11 protein-coding genes and 2 pseudogenes are annotated in these 20300 nt (G+C 65.7%); 7 read left to right on the top strand and 6 right to left on the bottom strand.

All coding sequences use genetic code 11. From position 1 onward, the window contains the following. Window positions 1–13: 13 nt before the first annotated feature. From pks2 to G6N41_RS16010, 5 genes and pseudogenes are all read left to right on the top strand, one after another. Window positions 14–6292: pseudogene (pks2, locus tag G6N41_RS16030) on the top strand (sulfolipid-1 biosynthesis phthioceranic/hydroxyphthioceranic acid synthase). Between the two features lie 53 nt (window positions 6293–6345). Beyond that, a complete protein-coding gene (locus G6N41_RS16025) occupies window positions 6346–7002 on the top strand; it encodes a class I SAM-dependent methyltransferase (protein WP_012394089.1) in 657 nt (218 codons plus the stop codon). 358 nt (window positions 7003–7360) lie between these two features. Further along, window positions 7361–8234 (top strand): annotated as a pseudogene (locus G6N41_RS16020) (IS5 family transposase). A gap of 36 nt (window positions 8235–8270) precedes the next feature. After that, window positions 8271–8972, top strand: coding sequence for a hypothetical protein (locus G6N41_RS16015; RefSeq protein ID WP_231608532.1), 702 nt, complete (start codon window positions 8271–8273; stop codon window positions 8970–8972). 127 nt (window positions 8973–9099) lie between these two features. Further along, entirely contained in the window at window positions 9100–9312 is a 213-nt protein-coding gene (locus G6N41_RS16010) for a dodecin (RefSeq protein WP_011739649.1), read from the top strand. A gap of 19 nt (window positions 9313–9331) precedes the next feature. On the opposite strand, the gene lipL is transcribed toward G6N41_RS16010, so the two are convergent. From lipL to mutA, 4 genes are all read right to left on the bottom strand, one after another. Next, window positions 9332–10618 carry an esterase/beta-lactamase LipL gene (gene lipL / locus G6N41_RS16005; RefSeq protein WP_036449818.1) on the bottom strand — a complete coding sequence of 429 codons (1287 nt, stop codon included), beginning with the start codon at window positions 10616–10618 and terminating at the stop codon, window positions 9332–9334. A gap of 63 nt (window positions 10619–10681) precedes the next feature. After that, a complete protein-coding gene (gene meaB, locus G6N41_RS16000) occupies window positions 10682–11671 on the bottom strand; it encodes a methylmalonyl Co-A mutase-associated GTPase MeaB (RefSeq protein ID WP_036455852.1) in 990 nt (329 codons plus the stop codon). Between the two features lie 88 nt (window positions 11672–11759). After that, on the bottom strand, window positions 11760–14021 hold the full coding sequence (scpA, locus tag G6N41_RS15995) for a methylmalonyl-CoA mutase (protein WP_198913341.1): 2262 nt from the start codon (window positions 14019–14021) through the stop codon (window positions 11760–11762). A gap of 5 nt (window positions 14022–14026) precedes the next feature. After that, on the bottom strand, window positions 14027–15904 hold the full coding sequence (gene mutA, locus G6N41_RS15990) for a methylmalonyl-CoA mutase small subunit (RefSeq protein ID WP_198913340.1): 1878 nt from the start codon (window positions 15902–15904) through the stop codon (window positions 14027–14029). Between the two features lie 192 nt (window positions 15905–16096). Here mutA and G6N41_RS15985 point away from each other — a divergent pair, with 192 nt between their 5' ends. After that, entirely contained in the window at window positions 16097–16870 is a 774-nt protein-coding gene (locus G6N41_RS15985; protein WP_231608531.1) for a TVP38/TMEM64 family protein, read from the top strand. A gap of 64 nt (window positions 16871–16934) precedes the next feature. Then, window positions 16935–17906 (top strand): S1 family peptidase, encoded by a 972-nt coding sequence (locus G6N41_RS15980; protein WP_198913338.1) that lies wholly within the window; start codon window positions 16935–16937, stop codon window positions 17904–17906. Window positions 17907–17910: 4 nt separating this feature from the next. Here the strand turns inward: G6N41_RS15980 and G6N41_RS15975 are convergent, their stop codons facing one another. Both G6N41_RS15975 and G6N41_RS15970 read right to left on the bottom strand, forming a co-directional pair. After that, a complete protein-coding gene (locus G6N41_RS15975) occupies window positions 17911–19431 on the bottom strand; it encodes a HAMP domain-containing sensor histidine kinase (protein WP_198913337.1) in 1521 nt (506 codons plus the stop codon). Further along, entirely contained in the window at window positions 19431–20174 is a 744-nt protein-coding gene (locus G6N41_RS15970) for a response regulator transcription factor (RefSeq protein ID WP_050674517.1), read from the bottom strand. Before G6N41_RS15970 ends, G6N41_RS15975 begins: the two co-directional genes overlap by 1 nt. Window positions 20175–20300: the final 126 nt, after the last annotated feature.

The raw sequence follows: 20300 nt of genomic DNA, 5'->3' as shown, positions 1-20300 counted from the left end.
ACTCTCACAAGCCGTGGATCAACCGATCGGGGTCAGGCCAGAGAAATCACATGTCACCCCCGTAGCGGTGATCGGAATGGTGTGCCGGCTCCCCAAGGGCATCGACTCTCCGGAGAAGTTCTGGACGGCGTTGCTGCGCGGGGACGACCTGATCACCGAGATTCCCGCCGACCGCTGGGACGCCGACGAGTACTACGACCCCGAACCGGGCGTGCCGGACCACTCGGTGTCGCGCTGGGGCGGATTCCTCGACGATGTGGCCGGTTTTGATCCGGAGTTCTTCGGGATCAGCGAGCGTGAAGCCATCGCGATAGATCCCCAGCACCGCTTGCTGTTGCAGACGTCATGGGAAGCCGTCGAGCATGCCGGCATGCCACCGATGTCGCTGAGCGGCTCGCTGACCGGGGTGTTCGTCGGGATGTGTCATGACGACTACGCATTTGTCACCGACGATGCCGGCGCGCTGGGTGATGCCTACGCGTTCACGGGAACCGCGTTCAGCATGGCTTCCGGTCGGGTGTCCTATGCCCTGGGCCTGCGCGGTCCAGCCATGACGGTGGATACGGCCTGTTCGTCGAGTTTGCTTGCGGTGCATATGGCCTGTCGCAGTCTGGACGGGGGTGAGAGTGACCTTGCTCTGGCGGGTGGCTGCATGCTCATGCTCGAACCGGATGTGTTCAGCTCGGCATCCGCGCAAGGCATGCTCTCCCCGACCGGCCGTTGCCGCACCTTCGATGCCTCCGCCGATGGGTTTGTCCGCTCCGAGGGCTGCGCCATGTTGGTGCTCAAGCGGCTTCCCGATGCCGTGCGCGACGGCGATCGAGTCCTTGCCGTGCTGCGCGGCACGGCAACCAACCAAGACGGACGCACCGACAACATCTCGACCCCCTCGCCCGACGCCCAGGTCGCGGCCTACCGAGCGGCGCTGGCTGTCGCCGGCGTCGACGCCGATACCGTTGGCATGGTCGAGGCGCACGGCACCGGAACGCCGGTTGGTGATCCGATCGAATTCAGCAGCCTGGCACAGGTCTACGGCAGCAACGGGAACCCGTGCGCGGTCAGATCGGCCAAGAGCAGTGTGGGCCACACCGAGGCCGCCGCCGGGGCGGTGGGGATCATCAAGGCCGTCCTTTCCCTCCAACATGGCCTGGTACCGCCGATGGTGCATCACACCCGGCTCCCCGATGAGCTAGCCGAAATCGAAAGCGCACTGTTTGTGCCACAAGCGATTACGCCTTGGCCGGAAGGCAACGGCCGGACACCTCGGCGGGCGGCGGTGTCGTCGTATGGCACGTCGGGCAGCAACGTTCATGTCATCCTCGAGCAAGCCCCCGAGCCGGCCGTTTACCGCAACGGCGCAGCCGGGTTGGGCGATGCGTTGCTGTTCACGGCGTCCGCCAGCTCGACAGAGGCGTTGCGGCAGACCGCCGACCGGCTCGCCGACTGGATCGACAATCACGAAGTATCGCCGTCGGATTTGGCCTACACCCTGGCACGCCGACCGTCCCATCAACCGGTGCGAGCCGGACTCATCGCCGGCGACCGAACCGAGTTGGCCCACCGATTACGCGAGGCAGCCGCCGGCGATACCCCCTATCCGGCCGCCGTCGGCCGCGACGATCTCGGCCCGGTGTGGGTGTTCTCCGGGCAGGGTTCGCAGTGGGCGACCATGGGTACGAGCTTGCTGGCCAATGAACCGGTTTTCGCCGCTACCGTGGCCGAGCTCGAGCCGCTGATCGCAGCCGAGTCCGGCTTTTCGGTGACCGAGGCGATGACGGCGATGGAGACGGTGACCGGCATCGACCGGGTGCAACCAACGCTATTTGCCATACAGGTAGCGCTGGCACAGGCAATGAGGTCATACGGGGTCCATCCCGGGGCGGTCATCGGCCACTCCCTCGGCGAGGTGGCGGCTGCCGTCGTGGCCGGGGCGTTATCGCTGGCCGATGGGGTGAAGGTCATTTGTCGCCGCTCCCGGCTGTGCACCCGGCTCGCGGGTAGCGGCGCGATGGCGTCGGTGGAGCTGCCCGCCGCACGAGTACGCGAAGACCTGGTCCGTCATCGGGCCAAGGACGTTGTGGTTGCGGTGGTGGCTTCGCCGCAGTCCACGGTGATCGGCGGGGCCACCGACACCGTGCGCGAGCTGGTCGCAGCCTGGGAAGAGCGCGAGGTGATGGCTCGTGAGGTGGCCGTCGACGTGGCATCTCACACCCCGCAGGTCGAGCCGATCCTCGGCGAACTTTCCGAACTACTGGCGGATGTCGAGCCGCTGGCGCCGCAGGTCCCGTACTACTCGGCGACCTCCTTCGACCCGCGCGAACGGCCGCGCTGCGACGCCCGCTACTGGGTCGACAACCTGCGTCATGCGGTGCGTTTTTCGGCAGCGGTGCGCGCGGCACTTGACGACGGCTACCGTGTTTTCGGCGAGTTGTCACCGCACCCGCTGCTGACCCGCGCTGTCGAGCAGACCGCGGCAAGCCTGGATATCCCCGCCGCAGCCCTGCCGGCGATGCGACGCAACCAGCCGCTGCCCCACGGGTTGCGCGGCTTGGTGGCCGACCTGCACAGCGCGGGCGCCGCGGTGGACTTCGCAACGCTATGCCCCGACGGGCAATTGGTGGATGCTCCGCTACCTGTGTGGGCGAATCGTCGTCTCCTGCTCACAGCGGCGGATACCAGGCGACACGGATGCGCCAACAGCGTTGCAGCGCAAACTCTTTTAGGGGCGCACGTCGATATACTGGAGGAACCGGAGCGGCACGCGTGGCAGTCCGAAATCGGCACCGCCACGCTCCCCTGGTTGGGCGATCACCAGGTGAACAGTGGGGCCGCGCTGCCGGGGGCCGCATACTGCGAAATGGCGCTCACGGCTGCCAATACGGTATTCGGCGATCTGTCGGAGGTCGGCGACATCGGCTTCCACGAGATGCTGCTACTCGACGATGAAACCGCGGCAGGCGCTGTCGCTTTGCTCGAGGCACCCGGGATCGCCAGCTTCGCTGTGTACACAGTTCGCGGCGGCGAAAAGGTGCGCCGCAGTACCGCACTACTGCGTGCGGTCGAGCGCGACTCGCAACCGGCGGGCTATGACATCGAGGCGCTGCTAGCCGCCCATGCCTGCCGTCTGGACGGAGACGAACTGCGGGAATGGTTCGGCAAGTACGGAATTCACTATGGCCCCGCGTTCACGGGCCTGGCCGCGGCGCATGTCTGTGAACGCGGCAGCGATGCGGTGCTCGCCGAGATCAGCTTGCCGGGTTCGATGCGCACCCAACAGGCCGGCTATCTGGTCCACCCGGCATTGTTGGACGCCTGCTTCCAGTCGGTTCTCGCGCACCCGGTTGTGCGGGAAATGGGCAACAGCGGCTTGCTGTTGCCGTTGGGTGTGCGTCGGCTGCGTTCCCATGCATCGACCCGCAACGCACGCTTCTGCTACACGCGAGTGACCGCCTGCGGCCATGACGCCGAAGCCGACATCGACGTCTTGGACGAGCATGGGACCGTGCTACTGGCGGTGCGCGGCCTGCTGATGGGTACGGGGCTATCGGAGCTGGCCGACCAGGATCGCTTGATGAGTCGCCACCTGCTGGGCACGGAATGGCAGCAGCGCGAGCTGCCCCAGCCCCAAGCGCCAAGCCCCGAAAGTTGGCTGCTGGTCGGGATTTCAGAAACCGCCGATCGACTCACGACGCGGCTCGCCGAGGCGCTGAAGTCGCTTGGCACCGACTGCATCACGACGAGCTGGCACCTGCAGGCCGACCACATCACCGACGCTGAGCGGTTCCGCGATCAGCTGCGCGACCACCGGTTCGCGGGCGTGGTCGTCATGACCGGGACGGGCTGCAGCAGCCCCGTGACCAGCGATTACGTTCGGCATGTGGTGCGTGTTGTTCGGGAGTTGCCCGAGATTATGGGTGAGGCGCCGCGGTTGTTTGTGGTGACGCGGGGTGCGCAGACGGTGTTGGGTGGTGAGAGTGCCAATTTGGAGCAGGCTGGGTTGCGTGGTTTGTTGCGGGTGATTGGTGCTGAGTATCCGCATTTGCATACCACTCATGTTGATGTTGATTAGCACAGTGGTTCTGAGGTGGTTGCGAGTCAGTTGTTGTCGGGCTCTGAGGAAGACGAGACGGCGTGGCGTTGTGGCCAGTGGTATACGGCGCGGTTGTCGCCGATGCCGTTGCGTCCCGAAGAGCGCAAGACCACGGTGGTTGAGCATGACACTGAGGGGATGCGGTTGCAGATCCGCACGCCTGGGGATTTGCAGACGATGGAGTTTGTGGCTTTTGATCGGGTCGCGCCGGAGCCGGGTCAGATCGAGGTCGCGGTCAGCACCTCCAGTATCAACTTCGCGGATGTGTTGGTCAGTTTCGGTCGGTATAACTCCCCTGATGGGCAGATGCCGCAGTTGGGTACCGATTTCGCCGGTGTGGTGACCGCGGTGGGTCCCGATGTCACCGATCATCAGGTTGGTGATCGAGTCGGTGGGATGTCCCCGCATGGTTGTTGGGCCACTTTTGTCACCTGTGATGGCGCGCTGGCTACCCCGATCCCGGCGGGTCTGACCGACGCGCAAGCGGCCGCGGTGACCACCGCGCACGCGACCGCCTGGTATGGCTTGCATGATCTGGGCCGTATCCGTGCTGGTGACAAGGTGCTCATCCATTCCGGAACCGGTGGGGTGGGCCAGGCCGCGATCGCGATCGCGCGCGCGGCCGGAGCCGAAATCTATGCCACCGCGGGCAGTCCCAAGCGTCGCCAAGTGTTACGCGACATGGGCATTGAGCATGTCTATGACTCACGCAGTATCGAGTTCGCCGAGGCCATCCGCGCCGACACCGACGGCTACGGGGTCGATATCGTGCTCAACTCGCTGACCGGCGCCGCCCAGCGCGCCGGGCTGGAGTTGCTGGCCTGGGGCGGGCGGTTCGTCGAGATCGGCAAACGCGACATCTACGGCGACACCAAGATGGGCCTGTTCCCGTTCCGGCGCAACCTGTCGTTTTACGGTGTCGATCTGGGGATGCTCTCGATCACCCACCCCCGACTGATCCGCGAGCTGTTGACCACGGTCTATCAGCACACCGCCGAGGGCGTGTTACCCATGCCCCAAGACACCCACTACCCGCTGGCCGAGGCGGCCACCGCGATCCGGGTGATGGGCGCCGCCGACCACACCGGCAAACTGCTGCTCGACATCCCCCGCAGCGGACACAGTGCGGTGGTCCTGCCCCCTGAACAGGTACCGGTCTTGCGCGCCGATGGCTCCTACATCATCACCGGCGGCCTGGGCGGGCTGGGACTGTTCCTGGCCGAAAAAATGGCCACCGCCGGGGCCGGACGCATCGTGCTCAGTTCCCGCTCAGCACCGAGCCAAAAAGCCCTCGAAACCATCGAACTGATCCGCTCGATCGGCTCCGATGTCGTGGTCGAATGCGGCGACATCGCCCAACCCGCCACCGCAGCACGGCTGGTCGCCAACGCCACCGCCACCAACCTGCCCCTACGCGGAGTGCTCCACGCCGCCGCGGTCGTCGAAGACGCCACCTTGGCCAACATCACCGACGAACTCCTCGACCGCGACTGGGCCCCCAAGGTCTACGGCGCCTGGCACCTCCACCAAGCCACCACCGACCAACCCCTGGACTGGTTCTGCTCCTTCTCCTCCGCAGCAGCCATGCTCGGCTCACCAGGCCAAGGCGCCTACGCCGCCGCCAACAGCTGGCTCGACGCCTTCACCCACTGGCGCCACAACCAAAACCAGCCCGCCACCGCCATCGCCTGGGGCCCCTGGGCCGAAATCGGCCGCGCCATCGCCCTGGCCGAAAGCAGCGACGCCGCCATCGCCCCCGACGAAGGCGCCTACGCCTTCCAAACCCTGCTCCGCCACAACCGCACCTACACCGGATACGCTCCGATCATTGGTGTACCGTGGGTGACCGCCTTTGCCGAACGCAGCAAGTTCGCCGAGGCGTTCAAGGCCTTGGAGCAAGGCCGTTCGGGGTCCAGCAAATTCCGTAGCGAGTTGGACGCGCTGCCGTTGGATGAGTGGCCCGGGCAGCTGCGGCGAATGGTGGCTGAGCAGGTCAGCCTGATCCTGCGCCGCACCATCGATCCGGACCGTCAGCTCTCCGAGTACGGGCTCGACTCCCTGGGCAACCTCGAGCTGCGCACCCGGGTGCAGTCCGAGACCGGAATACGGATCAGCTCCACCGACATCACCACCGTACGAGGCCTAGCGGACCACCTGTTTGCCCAGTTGGCGCCGGAAGAAGCCGCAGTATCGTCACAATGAGCACTGAAAGTAGATGCGAATCAGGGCTATTCGCCCTTCGGGACGGATAAGTCATGCGTATCTTGCCGGAGACAACGAGCGTCACCGAGTACTACGGTCACAAGCGGCCGGAGATGTTGCGATTCCTACCGGCCGACGCGCAATGCGTGCTCGAACTCGGTTGTGGTGAGGGCGTGTTCGGTGCCATCGTGAAGCAGAGCACCGGCGCGGAAGTATGGGGCCTCGAGTACAACGAAGAGGCAGCCCAGCGTGCCGGCGAACTGCTCGACCATGTCCTTGCCGGCGACGCCAGCACCCGAATTGCCGAGCTACCCGACAACTACTTTGATGCGGTCGTCTGTAACGACGTGTTGGAGCACTTGGTGGATCCGCTGGACACGCTCAAGCGGCTCAGACCCAAACTCAAGCCCGATGGCGTCGTTGTCGCCTCGATCCCGAACATCCGCTACTTGCCCGCGCTGGGCAAAGTAGTTTTCCGAAGGGACTTCCCGCAGGAGGATTTCGGCATCTTCGACCGCACGCACCTGCGCTTCTTCACCCGCAGCAGCATGGTGCGAATGTTTGAGGACGCTGGGTTTTCGATGCAACGCATCAAAGGCATCAATCCTTTCCTGGGGCCTTTTGGTGCGTTGTTCGTCGCTTTGAGCCTGGGGCACTTCGCCGATGGGGTCTTTCTGCAGTACGCGTGTGTGGCTACTCCAGCCTCTTGAGTGTGGATGAGATTTTCGACTGGGCCGATGTGTACGCGCCGGACGGTGTTGTCCGGGAGATGGTTTGCTCCAAGCACAGCAAGATCGCATCCGACTCCGCGCTCAAAAACGTATGCTCGGAACATGAATCACGCTGTGCCGCCCAGCGACGACACAGATGAACCGATGAACTCGTTCGGTGCGCACGTCATCGGGCCGGCGTAGCGGCATGACCAGCTCCCGGTTCAGGCGCACCGAATCCGTCGGTGTCGAGCCGGTTTTGCCGGCGCTGTCAGAGTTCCTAGCGAAGCATTTCGCGTGACCGTGGTCTAGGGCGTGTCTGCTTAATGTGAATGGTGTTTTGGCTGATGCTGTTTGGGTGATGCGGACGCATGCGATTTCTGATGATTTGTGGTCGCTGATCGTGGCGGTGTTGCCTGCGGGGCGGCGGCGTGGCCGGCCGTGGAACGATCATCGACGTACTCTGGAGGGCATTATCTGGCGTTACCGTACGGGATCTCCGTGGTGTGACCTGCCCGAGCACTTCGGTCCCTGGCAATCGGTGGCCGAGAGGCATCTACGCTGGTCGGTCGATGGCATCTACGCGCGGATCTTCGCGGCGATCGCCTCTGACCTCGACGCCGAGGACGCCGACCTGGGCGCACTGTTGTCGGTCGATTCGACCAGTGTGCGCGCCCACCGACACGCAGCCGGAGCGCGCTCCGGGCGCCGCACAGGGGGATCTGTCGAATTACAAGAAATATCTCGATGAGCCCGATGACCACGCCATTGGGCGTTCCCGCGGCGGGCTGACTACCAAGATCCACGCCTTGACCGACCAGCTGTGCAGTCCGGTCACCCTGGCACTGTCGGCCGGTCAAGCCGGTGATAATCCGATGCTTTGGCCATTGCTGGCCGCCCGGTGCAGCAACTCATACGCCCCGTATCGCCTGCTGGCGGACAAGGCGTACTCCTATGACTCGACGCGGGCACAGCTGCGCCGGCTCAAGATCGCCCATACCATCCCCGAGCGCAGCGACCAGATCACCCGCCGCAAAGCCAAAGGCCGCAACAGAGGACGGCCTCCGGGGTTCTCAGGCCGAATTTACAAGCACCGCAACACCGTCGAGCGAAGCTTCAACCGGCTCAAACACTGGCGCGCGGTCGCCACCTGCTACGACAAATACGCCCTGACCTACCTCGGCGGTGCCACCCTGGCCGCCATCATCACCTACCACCGCGTCCGCAATTAGCAGACAGGACCTAGACACATCAGATGTCACCTATTCATGCAGCAGACCCTCAAGACGATCGGGCCGGATCCGGTTCACATCGACCCGGATGAAACCTCAGCCGTGTGGGCCTACGACTTCGCGTGGCACCCGGCGCCGATATTCCAGACCTACTTGGTCTACACACCGGCGCTGGACAAGCTAAACCGCGACACGCTCGCGGCCGGGCCGCAGTTCGTCCTGTCGCTGCGATCGGCGACCTCGCCCGCCACCGGTATCAACGGACAGCTCGGCGTGCAGGAGAACCCGCTGTATTCGCGCGCACTGCTGTGCGATTTCCGCCGCAGCGCGGTGGAAGACCATTGGGCGCTGTTCACCCATACCCAGCCCCGGTGCGGACCGCTCACCCCGATCTCAGAACTCGTTGTCCACGACGGCAAGCCCGTCACGGTGCCCAAACCAAGCGGACCCGACGTGGCCGTCCTGGTCGGCGTTGATCTGGAGCCAACCTTCATCGACCGGCTTTTCATGGGATCGCTCGTTCCCCTGACCTCTTTCACGGTGAACCTGGACGGCGTCGGCTATCGCCTCATCGCCGGCAACGCCGCGGAGCCGTTTCTGATCAAGACGCCCGATTCCGTCAGCGCCACCAATCTCGAGATCGACTCCCGCACAATCGGTGTTGACCGGAGCCGGTCGCTGGGCCAGGGCAAGCCCACGGCGCGGCTGCGCTTTTACGAGATGCACGTCAGCCCCTGACGCTGGACGCGCTTGGTCATTTGCACCGAGCCAGCTGCGTGTCGGGCCTCATCCGGCGCCGACCACCGGCGCAAGATGATTCTTCGGACCCTCTTAGGACGTCAACACTCAAAGATAAGGGGACGAAATGAGCGATCACACCTACCGGGTAATCGAGATCGTCGGAAGCTCGGCCGACGGAGTCGACGCGGCAATCCGCAACGGTTTGACCCGGGCCGCCCAGACCATGCGCGCCCTGGACTGGTTCGAAGTCGAATCAGTGCGCGGCCATCTGGTTGACGGCGCCGTCGGCCACTTTCAGGTGACCATGAAGGTGGGCTTCCGGCTCGAAGATTCTTAGCGCTCGAACGCCCCTGGGCTCAGCCCGCGACGGCTCCCGGCTCCGAGTACGGCGCCCCGATGCCCGTGACCGGCTGGTAGCCACGCTCGCGGGCCTTGGCGGCCGCCTGCCGGATCAGGGCATAGATGGCGACGAAACCGGCGTGGTCGGTGGCCACCAGCGGAGTCAACAGCCGATTGTGCACCAGCGCGAACGCCACGCCGGTCTCCGGATCTGTCCATCCGACGGACCCGCCCATCCCGACGTGACCGAACCCCGGCATCACGTTGCCGATGGGCAGACTGTGGTAGCCCAGGTGAAAAGCCATCGGCATGAAGAGATTGCGATCCGGCTGCAGCCGCCGCTCGCCGGTCAGCCCCGCCACCAGCTCCCGCGACAGGAACTGGGTGCCGTCAATCTCGCCGCCGTTGGCGATCGCGCCGTACATCCGCGCCAGCGCGCGGGCGGTGACGACTCCGTTGGCGGCCGGAATCTCGGCGTCCAGCATGGGGGTTTCGCCCTGAACCGTCGCGATGACGCCCGGAAAGTACATCGAACGGAATCCGCTGGAGAACTGGTTGGCGATCTTGTGCGCCGCAAAGGTGACCAGCGGGTTGGCGGCGATGTCCTGCGGCATGATGATCTGGGCGACCTGCGTGGGCGAGCCCGCCGGCGGCCGGCCCAGATGAAAACCGTCGGTGTCCAGTGGCTCGGCGAGCTCCTCGCGGAACAGGACGCGCATGTCCTTGCCGGTCACGGCCCTGGCCAGGCCGGACATCAACCAACCGAAGGTAAGCGCGTGATAGGCCGGTTTGCCGAGCAGCCTTCCCGGAGCCGCCGCCGCCAGCCGCTCCTCCATCACGACGTGATCCAGCAGGTCTTCCTGGCTGGCACCGCGCAGTCCCGACAAGCCCGCCGCGTGCCGCATCACCTCGCGGACGGTGAGTTTCTCCTTGCCGTTGGCCGCGAACTCCGGCCAGTACTGCGCGACCGGCGCCTCGTAATCGATCAGCCCCCGATCGGCAAGCCGGTGGATCACGGTGGCGGCCATGCCCTTGGTGGCCGAGAACACCATCGGGGCCGAGTCCGCTGACCATGGGACCTCGCCCTTGCGGTCCGCCCACCCTTTCCACACATCCACGACGGGCTGGCCGTCCAGGTAGACCGCCAACGCTCCCCCACCAAACCGGCGAGCGGGAAACATGCTGGAGAACATTCGAACGACGCACGCAAATTGAGAGTCCGCAGCGCCGGATACACGATGGCCTGCGTCAGGGTCACCGTGGGAAGAAACCGCGCGGCGATTGACTCCGATGTCTATCGTCACGTCTTGAATTTACTTGGATTTCATAGAGCCCAGTGTCAAACCCGGAATTAATTTACCATTCCGTTAGGCCTGCGCGGTATCCAAAATTTGCTGGGCGGCCAGAGCGGGAGTCAGCTCCCCCGCCCGAACCCGGCGCTCGACGTCGGCTCGGATCTTGCGCACGTCCGGGTTGGACAGCACTCGGTCCAGCACCGCATCTCGCACCATCTGCCATGTCCAGTCCACTTGCTGTTCGCGTCGGCGCGCTTCGAACTCACCGGCCTCGGTGAGCACTTGGTGATGGCGCTCGACAGCTTCCCATAGCTGTGTCAGACCGGTTCCTTCCACCGCGCTCATCGTGAGAACCGGTGGCCGCCAGATTGTTTCGCGTGGGTAGATCAGCCTGATAGCGCCGGACAGCTCCCTGGCGGCCAACCGCGCATCGCGCAGATGTTCCCCATCGGCCTTGTTCACGACCACGATGTCGGCCAGCTCCAGCACACCTTTCTTGATGCCCTGTAGTTGGTCGCCGGTGCGCGCCAGAGTCAGCAAGACGAAGGTGTCGACCATGTTTGCGACGGCCACTTCGGACTGGCCGACGCCGACCGTTTCGATCAGAACCACGTCGAAGCCGGCGGCTTCCAAGAGCACCACCGATTCCCGCGTTGCCTTTGCTACGCCGCCCAGAGTTCCCGACGTCGGAGAGGGCCGGACGTAGGCATCCGGGTGCATTGCCAACCGCGCCATCCGCGTCTTGTCGCCCAGAATCGATCCGCCGGTACGCGTCGACGAGGGGTCCACCGCCAGCACGGCCACCTTGTGGCCCTGCTCGATGAGGTACATGCCCAGGGCCTCGATCGTGGTGGACTTCCCCACTCCCGGGACGCCGGTAATACCCACCCGATGGGCCTTCCCGGATTCGGGGAGCAGTGCCAGCAACAGCTCTTGGGCCTGCCGCCGATGGTCGGCGCGGGTGGACTCCAGCAGCGTGATCGCCCGTGGCAGCGCGGCACGGTCGCCATTGCGCACGGCGGCGGCCAGTTGCTCGACCTTGGCGTCGTCCGGGGAGGTCACCGGCCCCACCTCATCGGACACGCCCTGGTGCAGATGCGCGGCGGAATGCGCGATGGCGTCACACTCACGCGAGTAGTTTTACCGGCCACTAGTCCAGCGGGTATCCCAGCCGCTCGGCCAGCTTGTGCAACAGGCCGATGGCGGCGTCGGCGATCACGGTGCCGGGCGGATAGATGGCCGTGGCCCCGGCGGCGTACAACTCGTCGAAGTCGCCCGGCGGGATGACACCACCGACCACGATCATGATGTCCGGCCGTCCCACCTTGGCCAGCGCGTCCCGCAACGCCGGCACCAACGTCAGGTGGCCAGCGGCCAGCGACGACACGCCCACGACGTGCACGTCGTTGTCGGCGGCCTCGCGGGCCACCTCCTCGGGCGTGGAGAACAGTGAGCCGACGTCCACGTCGAACCCGATGTCGGCAAACGCCGTCGCGATCACCTTCTGGCCACGGTCGTGGCCGTCCTGGCCCATTTTGGCGACCAGGATGCGGGGGCGACGGCCGTCCGCCTCGGCGAACTTCTCGACAAGCTCGGTCGCTTTGGAAAGCGGGGTGATGTTGCCGCCTCCTTGAACTTCGTCCCGGTAGACGCCGGCGATGGTGCGGATCTCCGCCTGATGGCGGCCATACACCTGTTCCAGCGCATCGGAGATCTCTCCGACGGTGGCCTTGGCGCGGGCCGCGTCGATGGCCAGCGCCAGCAGATTATTACCCAACCCGTCATCGCCGGCCCGACCGTGGGCGGCGGCGGCGCGGGTGAGCTCGGCCAGGGCGGCATCGACCGCCGCCTGGTCACGGCCGGCCCGCAGTTCTTGCAGTTTGGCCAGCTGCTCGGCACGTACCCGGCTGTTTTCGACCTTGAGTACCTCGATCTGCTGGTCCTCGTCGACTTGGTACTTGTTCACCCCGATGACCGGCTGCTGGCCGGAGTCGATGCGCGCTTGGGTGCGCGCGGCCGCCTCTTCGATGCGCAGCTTGGGAATCCCCTCGCTGATGGCCGCCGCCATGCCGCCGAGTTCGGCAACCTCGTTGATGTGAGCACGTGCCCGCTGCGCAAGCTGGTGCGTCAGCCACTCCACGTAATACGAGCCCGCCCAGGGGTCAATCGGGCGCGTGGTACCCGACTCCTGCTGCAGCAGCAGCTGAGTGTTGCGCGCGATGCGTGCGGAGAAGTCGGTGGGCAGCGCCAGCGCCTCGTCGAGTGCGTTGGTGTGCAACGACTGGGTGTGCCCCTGGGTGGCGGCCATCGCCTCGATACAGGTGCGGGCGACGTTGTTGAAGACGTCCTGCGCCGTCAGCGACCAGCCTGAAGTCTGCGAATGGGTACGCAGCGACAGCGATTTGGAGTTCTTCGGCTCGAACTTCGCCACCAGCTCACTCCACAACAACCGGCCGGCACGCAGTTTGGCGACCTCCATGAAGAAGTTCATCCCGATGCCCCAGAAGAAGGACAGCCGGGGCGCGAACTTATCGATGTCCAGGCCCGCATCCAGGCCCGCTTTGATGTAGTCGACACCGTCGGCAAGGGTATATGCCAGCTCCAAATCCGCTGTGGCTCCGGCTTCTTGGATGTGATATCCGGAGATCGAGATGGAGTTGAACTTGGGCATTTTCACGCTGGTGTAGGCGAAGATGTCGGAGATGATCCGCATGGACGGCTTGGGCGGATAGATGTAGGTGTTGCGCACCATGAACTCTTTGAGGATGTCGTTTTGGATGGTGCCGGCCAGTTTCTCCGGCGACACGCCCTGTTCCTCGGCCGCGACCACGTACAACGCCAAGATCGGCAGCACGGCGCCGTTCATGGTCATCGACACCGAGACCGACGATAGGTCGATACCGTCGAATAACTGCCTCATGTCGAGAATGGAATCGATTGCTACGCCCGCCATTCCAACGTCGCCCTGAACACGGGGGTGATCGGAGTCGTAGCCGCGGTGGGTCGCCAGATCAAAGGCGACGGACAGCCCCTTCTGGCCAGCGGCCAGATTGCGACGGTAGAACGCATTGGAGTCGGCAGCGGTGGAGAAGCCGGCGTACTGGCGAATGGTCCATGGCTGGTTGACGTACATCGTCGGATACGGGCCCCGCACATAGGGCGGCTCCCCAGGAAAGCTGTTCACCGGATAGCCGTCGGCCTGCGCTGCCCTGCGGTCGGCACCGATGTAAACGGGTTTGACCTCAATACCTTCCGGCGTCTGCCATCGAAGTTGATCGGTTGCGTACCCGTGCGCAGCAGCGGTCGCTGCGACTTGTTTCTCCACCGACGCTTCGGTGGCCGACGCCACAGCGCGCTCGCCATGAAGTGGTACGTCAGCGAAACTGCCGATGGCCGATGCAGTGGTAGTCATCGTGGCTACGCTCCCAACCGCGTGAGCAGATCGGACAGGGCTTGCACCGCATTGATTTTCGCGGTCAAGAATTCGTCAGGCCGACTCGCGACGTCAACCGCCTCGTCCAGTGCGCCCGGCGGTCCGGCCAGGTAGACCCGGGAGATGCCGGCCGATCTTGCCGCCTCGACCACGGCGGGCGCCTCGTCCCGATAACGGCGGTCGGTGCCGCAGATGACCGCGACCGTCGGCGAACCCGCCTCAGCTACCGCCGTTGCGACGCCTTGCGCGTCGACGGTTCCCGGATTGAGCGCCTCGACGCCACCCGAGGCCAAGAGATTCGATGCGAAAGTCGCCCGAATGTTGTGTTCAGCCAGCGGACCCAGTGGCAGCAACAGCGCCCGCGGTCGCGCCCCGGTGTCGGACAAGTAGGCATCCGATCGATCGCGCAATGTCTCGAATTCGGCGCCGTAGCGCAACAGCTTTCCGCAGCCGTCGGGCGAGAAACCGCGATCCGGTTGCGACAGAGCAGGTTCGTCGAGGTTGGGAAATTCGTTGACCCCGGTGATCGCGATCCGCCGATGCGCGATGTCGTCGGCGCGGCGTGCGGCGAGCTCGGCGATCTGCACGGCGACGTAGTCATGGGCGTTGGCAAATCCGCCACGCGCCTCGATGGCCTGGAAATGCTGCCAGGCGTGTTGGGCCAGTTCTTCGGTGAGGTCCTCGACGAACCACGACCCACCGGCCGGGTCCAACACGCGCCCCACGTGGGACTCCTCCAACAGCAACAGTTGGGTATTGCGGGCGATCCGGCGCGCAAAGCTGGTGGCCGTACCCGGAAAGCCACCCGCAATCGCGACATCGAAGGGATGAACCAGCACGGTGTCCGCACCGCCGACACCCGCGCCGAAGGCGGCCAGCGTGCAACGCAGCATGTTCACCCACGGGTCGCGTTGGGTCATCATCGGCAGCGAAGTCTCCGCGTGCAACGTCGCCGCCACGCCATCCGGGTCACCGGCGACCTCGGCGACCCGGGCCCACAACCGGCGCGCGGCTCGCATCTTGGCCAGTGTCATGAACTGGTCGTCATCGGCGGCCAGCCGGAGGCCGATCTGTGCCAGCGCGTCGCCGATCGAGAGACCGGATTCGGTGAGCAGCCGGAGATAGGCCACCGCCGCGCCAATGGTGGCCGCGAGTTCCCAGGCCGCAGTCGCGCCCAGATTGTGAAACGCCGGCCCGTCGACCGTGATCGTGCGCACGCCTCGATCACCGGCCACCCGTCCCGCGATCGCGAGTACATCGTCAATCGAGGGGGCGGGACGCCCGCTCAGCGTCGCGGTCAACGGATCGGCGCCCAGATCGATCGACATCGTCGCGCGCTGGTCGGTATCCAGCCCAGCCGCCAACCGCAGCATCGCCTCGCTGGCCGCCCGGTACTGGGCACCGGCATCCACAATCACCGGCGCCAGGTTCAGATACACACCCGCGAGCAGCCCTTCGAGCTGGTCAGGCGCCACGCCGTGGTCCCCCACCCGGACCAGCAGCGCGCTGACACCGTCACCCAACATGCCCAGCAGCGCCTGGTTGGTGTCCACCACGGACGCATCCGGCTGCGGTACCGCCTCGACGACCTTCCAGCCCGAGTTGACGTCGCGCAACGCGTCGCCGCCCCGGACGTAGGGCCACTCGCCCGGCAGCGGTGGTTCCGGCAACTCGTCGAAGGCACTGTAGAGCGCCCGGATGGCGATTCCGTCGTAGGTGGGAGTGTTCAGCAGCCGTTCGGGTTGATCGCCGAACCCGGCAGAATCCGGCCGCGCGGTCTTGGAAAGAACACCGGCGACCGCACTGCGCCAACGCTCGCGAACCTGTTCTAGCTCGGCGAGCTCGGGTACATCAATGGACACCGACTGCTCCTATTTACGCAGCAATTGACAACTTTGTTTCCGGTTGCTCTTGGCCTGCCACTAAACTAATAAGGCTAGTTGATTGGAGCCGGGGGCTAGGTGACCAGGTGCAGCCTTACCGCTCACAGTGTGACCAGAAACGCCAGCCGGGAGAAACGATATATTCACCTTCGCCCCGTACTCTGGGTGATTGTGACAGCCTCTGTCCTGTGCAAAACCACCGATACGGTGCGCGGCATCGCTCTCGCGCTCCGGACGGCCGCACGGCAGATGTCACGACTGCGCAAGGTCAGCACCGTGGCAGGAATCACACTACTGGTGGCGGTGGCATTGCTGGTTCCGCTGCCTACCGCGGTGCAGATGCGGGACTGGGCATCATCGGTGGGGCCATGGTTACCCCTAGTGTTTCTGCTGGTCCACATCGTCGTCACGGTGCCACCCTTTCCCCGTACCGCATTCACCGTTGCCGGCGGCCTGCTGTTCGGACCGGTCTTGGGCATCGTGATTGCGGTGACGGCCAGTACGGCGAGCGCGGTGATTGCGCTGCTGCTGGTGCGCGCGGCCGGGTGGCGGCTGAACCGGCTGGTGCCGCACGGTGCGGTCGACCGGCTCGATGAGCGTCTGCGGGAACGGGGCTGGCTGGCGATCTTGTCGCTGCGGCTGATCCCCGCCGTGCCGTTTGCGGCGCTCAACTATGGCGCCGGCGCATCGGCGGTGCGGGAGGTCCCCTACACGCTGTCCACGCTGGCGGGCTTGCTCCCCGGCACCGTCGCGGTGGTGATTCTGGGCAGTGCGCTCGCCGGTGACGGCAGCCCATTGCTGGTTCTGGTGTCGGTATGCACGGCGGCCCTGGGCATGAGCGGGCTGGTCTTCGAGGTCCGCCAATATCGACGGCACCATCGCCACCAGGCGCCATCGGACCACGGACCCGTTCTCGAGCCGGCTTGCGAGCCGCTGGGCGTCTGACCGTCAGCTGCCGGTCGTAGACCGGTATTGAATCTCAAACCGTTTTGCCTGAAAGATCTACCCAATGGTCGGCGTCAGTGCCCACGCGCTCGCGAATCTGGGCTCGCCGTCGTCCCTGGCTCGCACCGCGTTGTTGTTGGCCGGAGCGCTGCTGTGTCTGTCGGTGGCAGCCTGGCCGGTGCTGAGCCAGCGCCGCAGGCAGCACCCCGAGACACAAGAGCAGATGTTCGCCGGCACGAATGTGCCCTACTCCGCGCCACCGCAGCGGCGGCGGTCCGACGGTGGGCGACTGACGATTGCCGCGCTGATCTGCGCGGCCGGATTCGTCGCGGCTATCTGGCTGCCAAGCAAGAGCACGATGGCGCGACCACTGGTTGCCCTGCCAGGCGCCAGTGCCATTGCCCCGGGCACCGGCATCGCCGTCACCTACACCGACGGGTCAGGGGGAATGGGCTGCACCGCTGGGTTCTTGGTACGCACCAACGCCGGCCGGACCGGGATACTCACCGCCGGCCACTGCAATAAGGAAGGCGAAGCGCGCAAGGTCAGCATCAACTACTCCACGGGCGGCGGATACGTGAGCATCGGTACCTTCAGCCAGTCGGTCAGCGAGGGCCTCAGCGGGGAAGCCCACGACATCGGACTGATCACGCTGGATTCCGGAAAGATCCCGCAGTCCCCGGCGATCAAGGCGGCTGTTCCGGTCACCGGCATAGCCACCGATCTGAAGGTGGGGCAACTGCTCTGCAAGTTCGGGATGAAGACGGGCCGAGCGGAATGTGGGCAAGTCACCGACATCAGTGCGAGCAAGGTGGCTTTTCTGGTGGCCAGCGAATGCGGCGATTCCGGGGGCCCCGTCTACCGCCTGGACGACGATGGCACCGCGGTGGCGGTCGGCATTCTCATTCGGGCCGGCCATGCCAACGACCCACATCCCGGATGCTCGACACCGGCCACATTCTCAATCGCCAAGCTGGTGCGCCCCTGGCTGGACCGGTGGAGCCTGACCGCCATCACCGAATCGGGTTCCCCCTGAGCGTTCACTCAACGCCACCGGCCACGGCCAGCGGCAAGGTGAGCCGGAATCGTGCACCGCCCTGGTGCGGTAGACAAACCAGCTCGCCCCCGTGGGCCCGGGCCAGCGCCCGCGCGATCGGCAAACCCAGGCCCGCACCACCATGGTCGCGGGTGCGTGCGGCATCGAGGCGCACCAAGCGCTCGAAGATTCGGTTGCGCTCGTTGTCGGGGATGCCCGGGCCGGTGTCGGTGACGGTCACCGAGGCCACTCCTTGGCCGGCCCCCAGATCGATGGCGATGGCTCCCCCGGCCGGGGTGTACCTGCGCGCGTTGTCGAGCAAGTTGGACAGGATCTGCGCCACCCGAGTCGGGTCGGCCGCAACGGTAAGCGTGCCAAGCCCGGACCGGGTCACGGTGATCTGCGGCGCCAGCATCGTGGTTCGCTGGCTTTCGGCGTCGACGATCTCGGCCAGGTCGATGTCGTGGCGGTCCTGCGGCAGCCCCGCGTCGATACGGCTCAGATCCAGCATGTCGGCGACGAGCCGTCCCGCGCGACGCGTATCAGAGAGCAGCAGACTGGCGCGGCGGTACTGGCCGCGCGCTGCGGGATCTTCCTGCTGCTGCCCGGCGCTGCTGGCGAGTTGTTCGGCGGCGACCTGCATCCCCGCGATCGGAGTGCGCAGTTCGTGGGCGGCGTCGACGAGAAACTGCCGCGTCGCGTTCTCGGCGCGCTGCGCGGCCGTAGCGGCCTGCTGGGCACGCAGCTCTGAGTCTTCCAGCGCATCCAGCATTCCGTCGAAAGCGCTCGCGGCCCGGCCGAGTTCGGTATCGGCGCGGCTTGGGCGCAGCCGGCGACCGCGATCTCCGGTGGTGATGTCCTTGGCCAACGCCGCGAGCCGATCCAGCGGCGCCAATGCCGCCCGGCTGACCAGTACCAGTAGCAGTGCCGCCACTACCAGGGTCACCAGCCCGGCACCGATCATCAGCTGGCGCAGCTGGCGAGTCACTTGAGTGGTCTGCGTGGTGTCGGCGACCAGGATCAGTCGCGAACCATCCGGCAAGGTGTGTACCGCCGCCGTGGCGGTCGCATCCGGCGGCGGTCCGGGCGGCGGTCCCCCAGGTGGAGGGGGAGGCGGCGGCGGGGTGCCATGAGGACCCTGGTGCCCCCCGGGCGGAATCAGGGGCGGAGGGCCGGGCAGCGCCGGGACGGCGGGGCCCGCGGTGGTGTCCGGGCTGATGTTGGGGTCCCCGTAGGTAGCACCATCGGCTGTCACCAGCAGCGCGCGCACGCTGCCGCCGTTGATCTCGGCGGCGATCAGTTCCGGAGAGGTGCCCACCGACGCCAGCGCGTCGGCGCGCGAGGTGGCCGCCAGCAGCAGATCGTGCAGATTCCGCCGAGCCTGCAAGCCCAGGCTGACGTCGATGGTCACACCCAGCACCACCAATAGCACCGCCAGCAAGGCCACCACCAGCAGAATCACCCGTCGCTGCAGCGACGGTGTGGGGGTTTCGGGATCGCCCGGGGATTCGAGCTCCTCGGCCATCATGACCTCGGCGGCTGCAACCGGTAGCCGATGCCTCGGACGGTCTGCACAATTCGTGGGCCATGCGCTTCGAGCTTGCGGCGCAAGCTGCTGACATGCACCTGCACCAGGTTGGCGTCGTAGGCGTCGTAGCCCCACACGGCATTGAGGATCTGCGTGGCGCTCACGATGCGGCCGCGTTGTTGTACCAGGAAGTCGAGCAGTCGGAGTTCGGTGGCGGTCAGGTCCAGCTGGTGGCCGTCGCGTGCAGCGACCCCAGCCTCGCTGTCCAGCATCAGATCGCCGACCTGAACCACCCGGGGCAGCCGACCCCGGCGGCGCAGAACCGCGCCCACCCGCGACACGAGTTCGGCGAGCTCGAACGGTTTGACCACATAGTCGTCGGCACCTCCGTCGAGACCGCGCAGCCGGTCGGGCAGACCGTCGCGGGCGGTGATCAAGACGATGCCGATATCGCCCCACTCGCGGATGACGTCGATGAGGGCAAATCCGTCCCGACCCGGCAGCATCACGTCGAGTACCACCAGGTCGGGCCGTAGGCCCTGCAGAACTTCTTCCAGTCCTTCTCCATCGGAGCGGGTGTCGGTGTGGTAGCCGACGTCGGCCAGGGCCTCGTTGACCATTTCGCGGATGGTCTCGGAATCCTCGACCACCAGCACTCTCGGCGCGCCGACACTGAATTGGTCCGTGCGGCTCGCAACCTGGCGATTGCCGGTGTGGTCGGTTCGCGAACGATCGGTCATGGCCCCATTGTTAACGCGTGGTCCTGAGATCAATCTGAAGCGCCGCACGTTTCTTGCGATAACCGACAATCTGGGTGCCGATCCGACTGCCGCAACCACCCGGTCCGGTCTCGGCGGTGCGGCGCG

Source organism: Mycobacterium shottsii (assembly GCF_010728525.1).
GTDB lineage: Bacteria > Actinomycetota > Actinomycetes > Mycobacteriales > Mycobacteriaceae > Mycobacterium > Mycobacterium marinum.
This window is presented reverse-complemented; position numbering and strand designations above follow the sequence as displayed.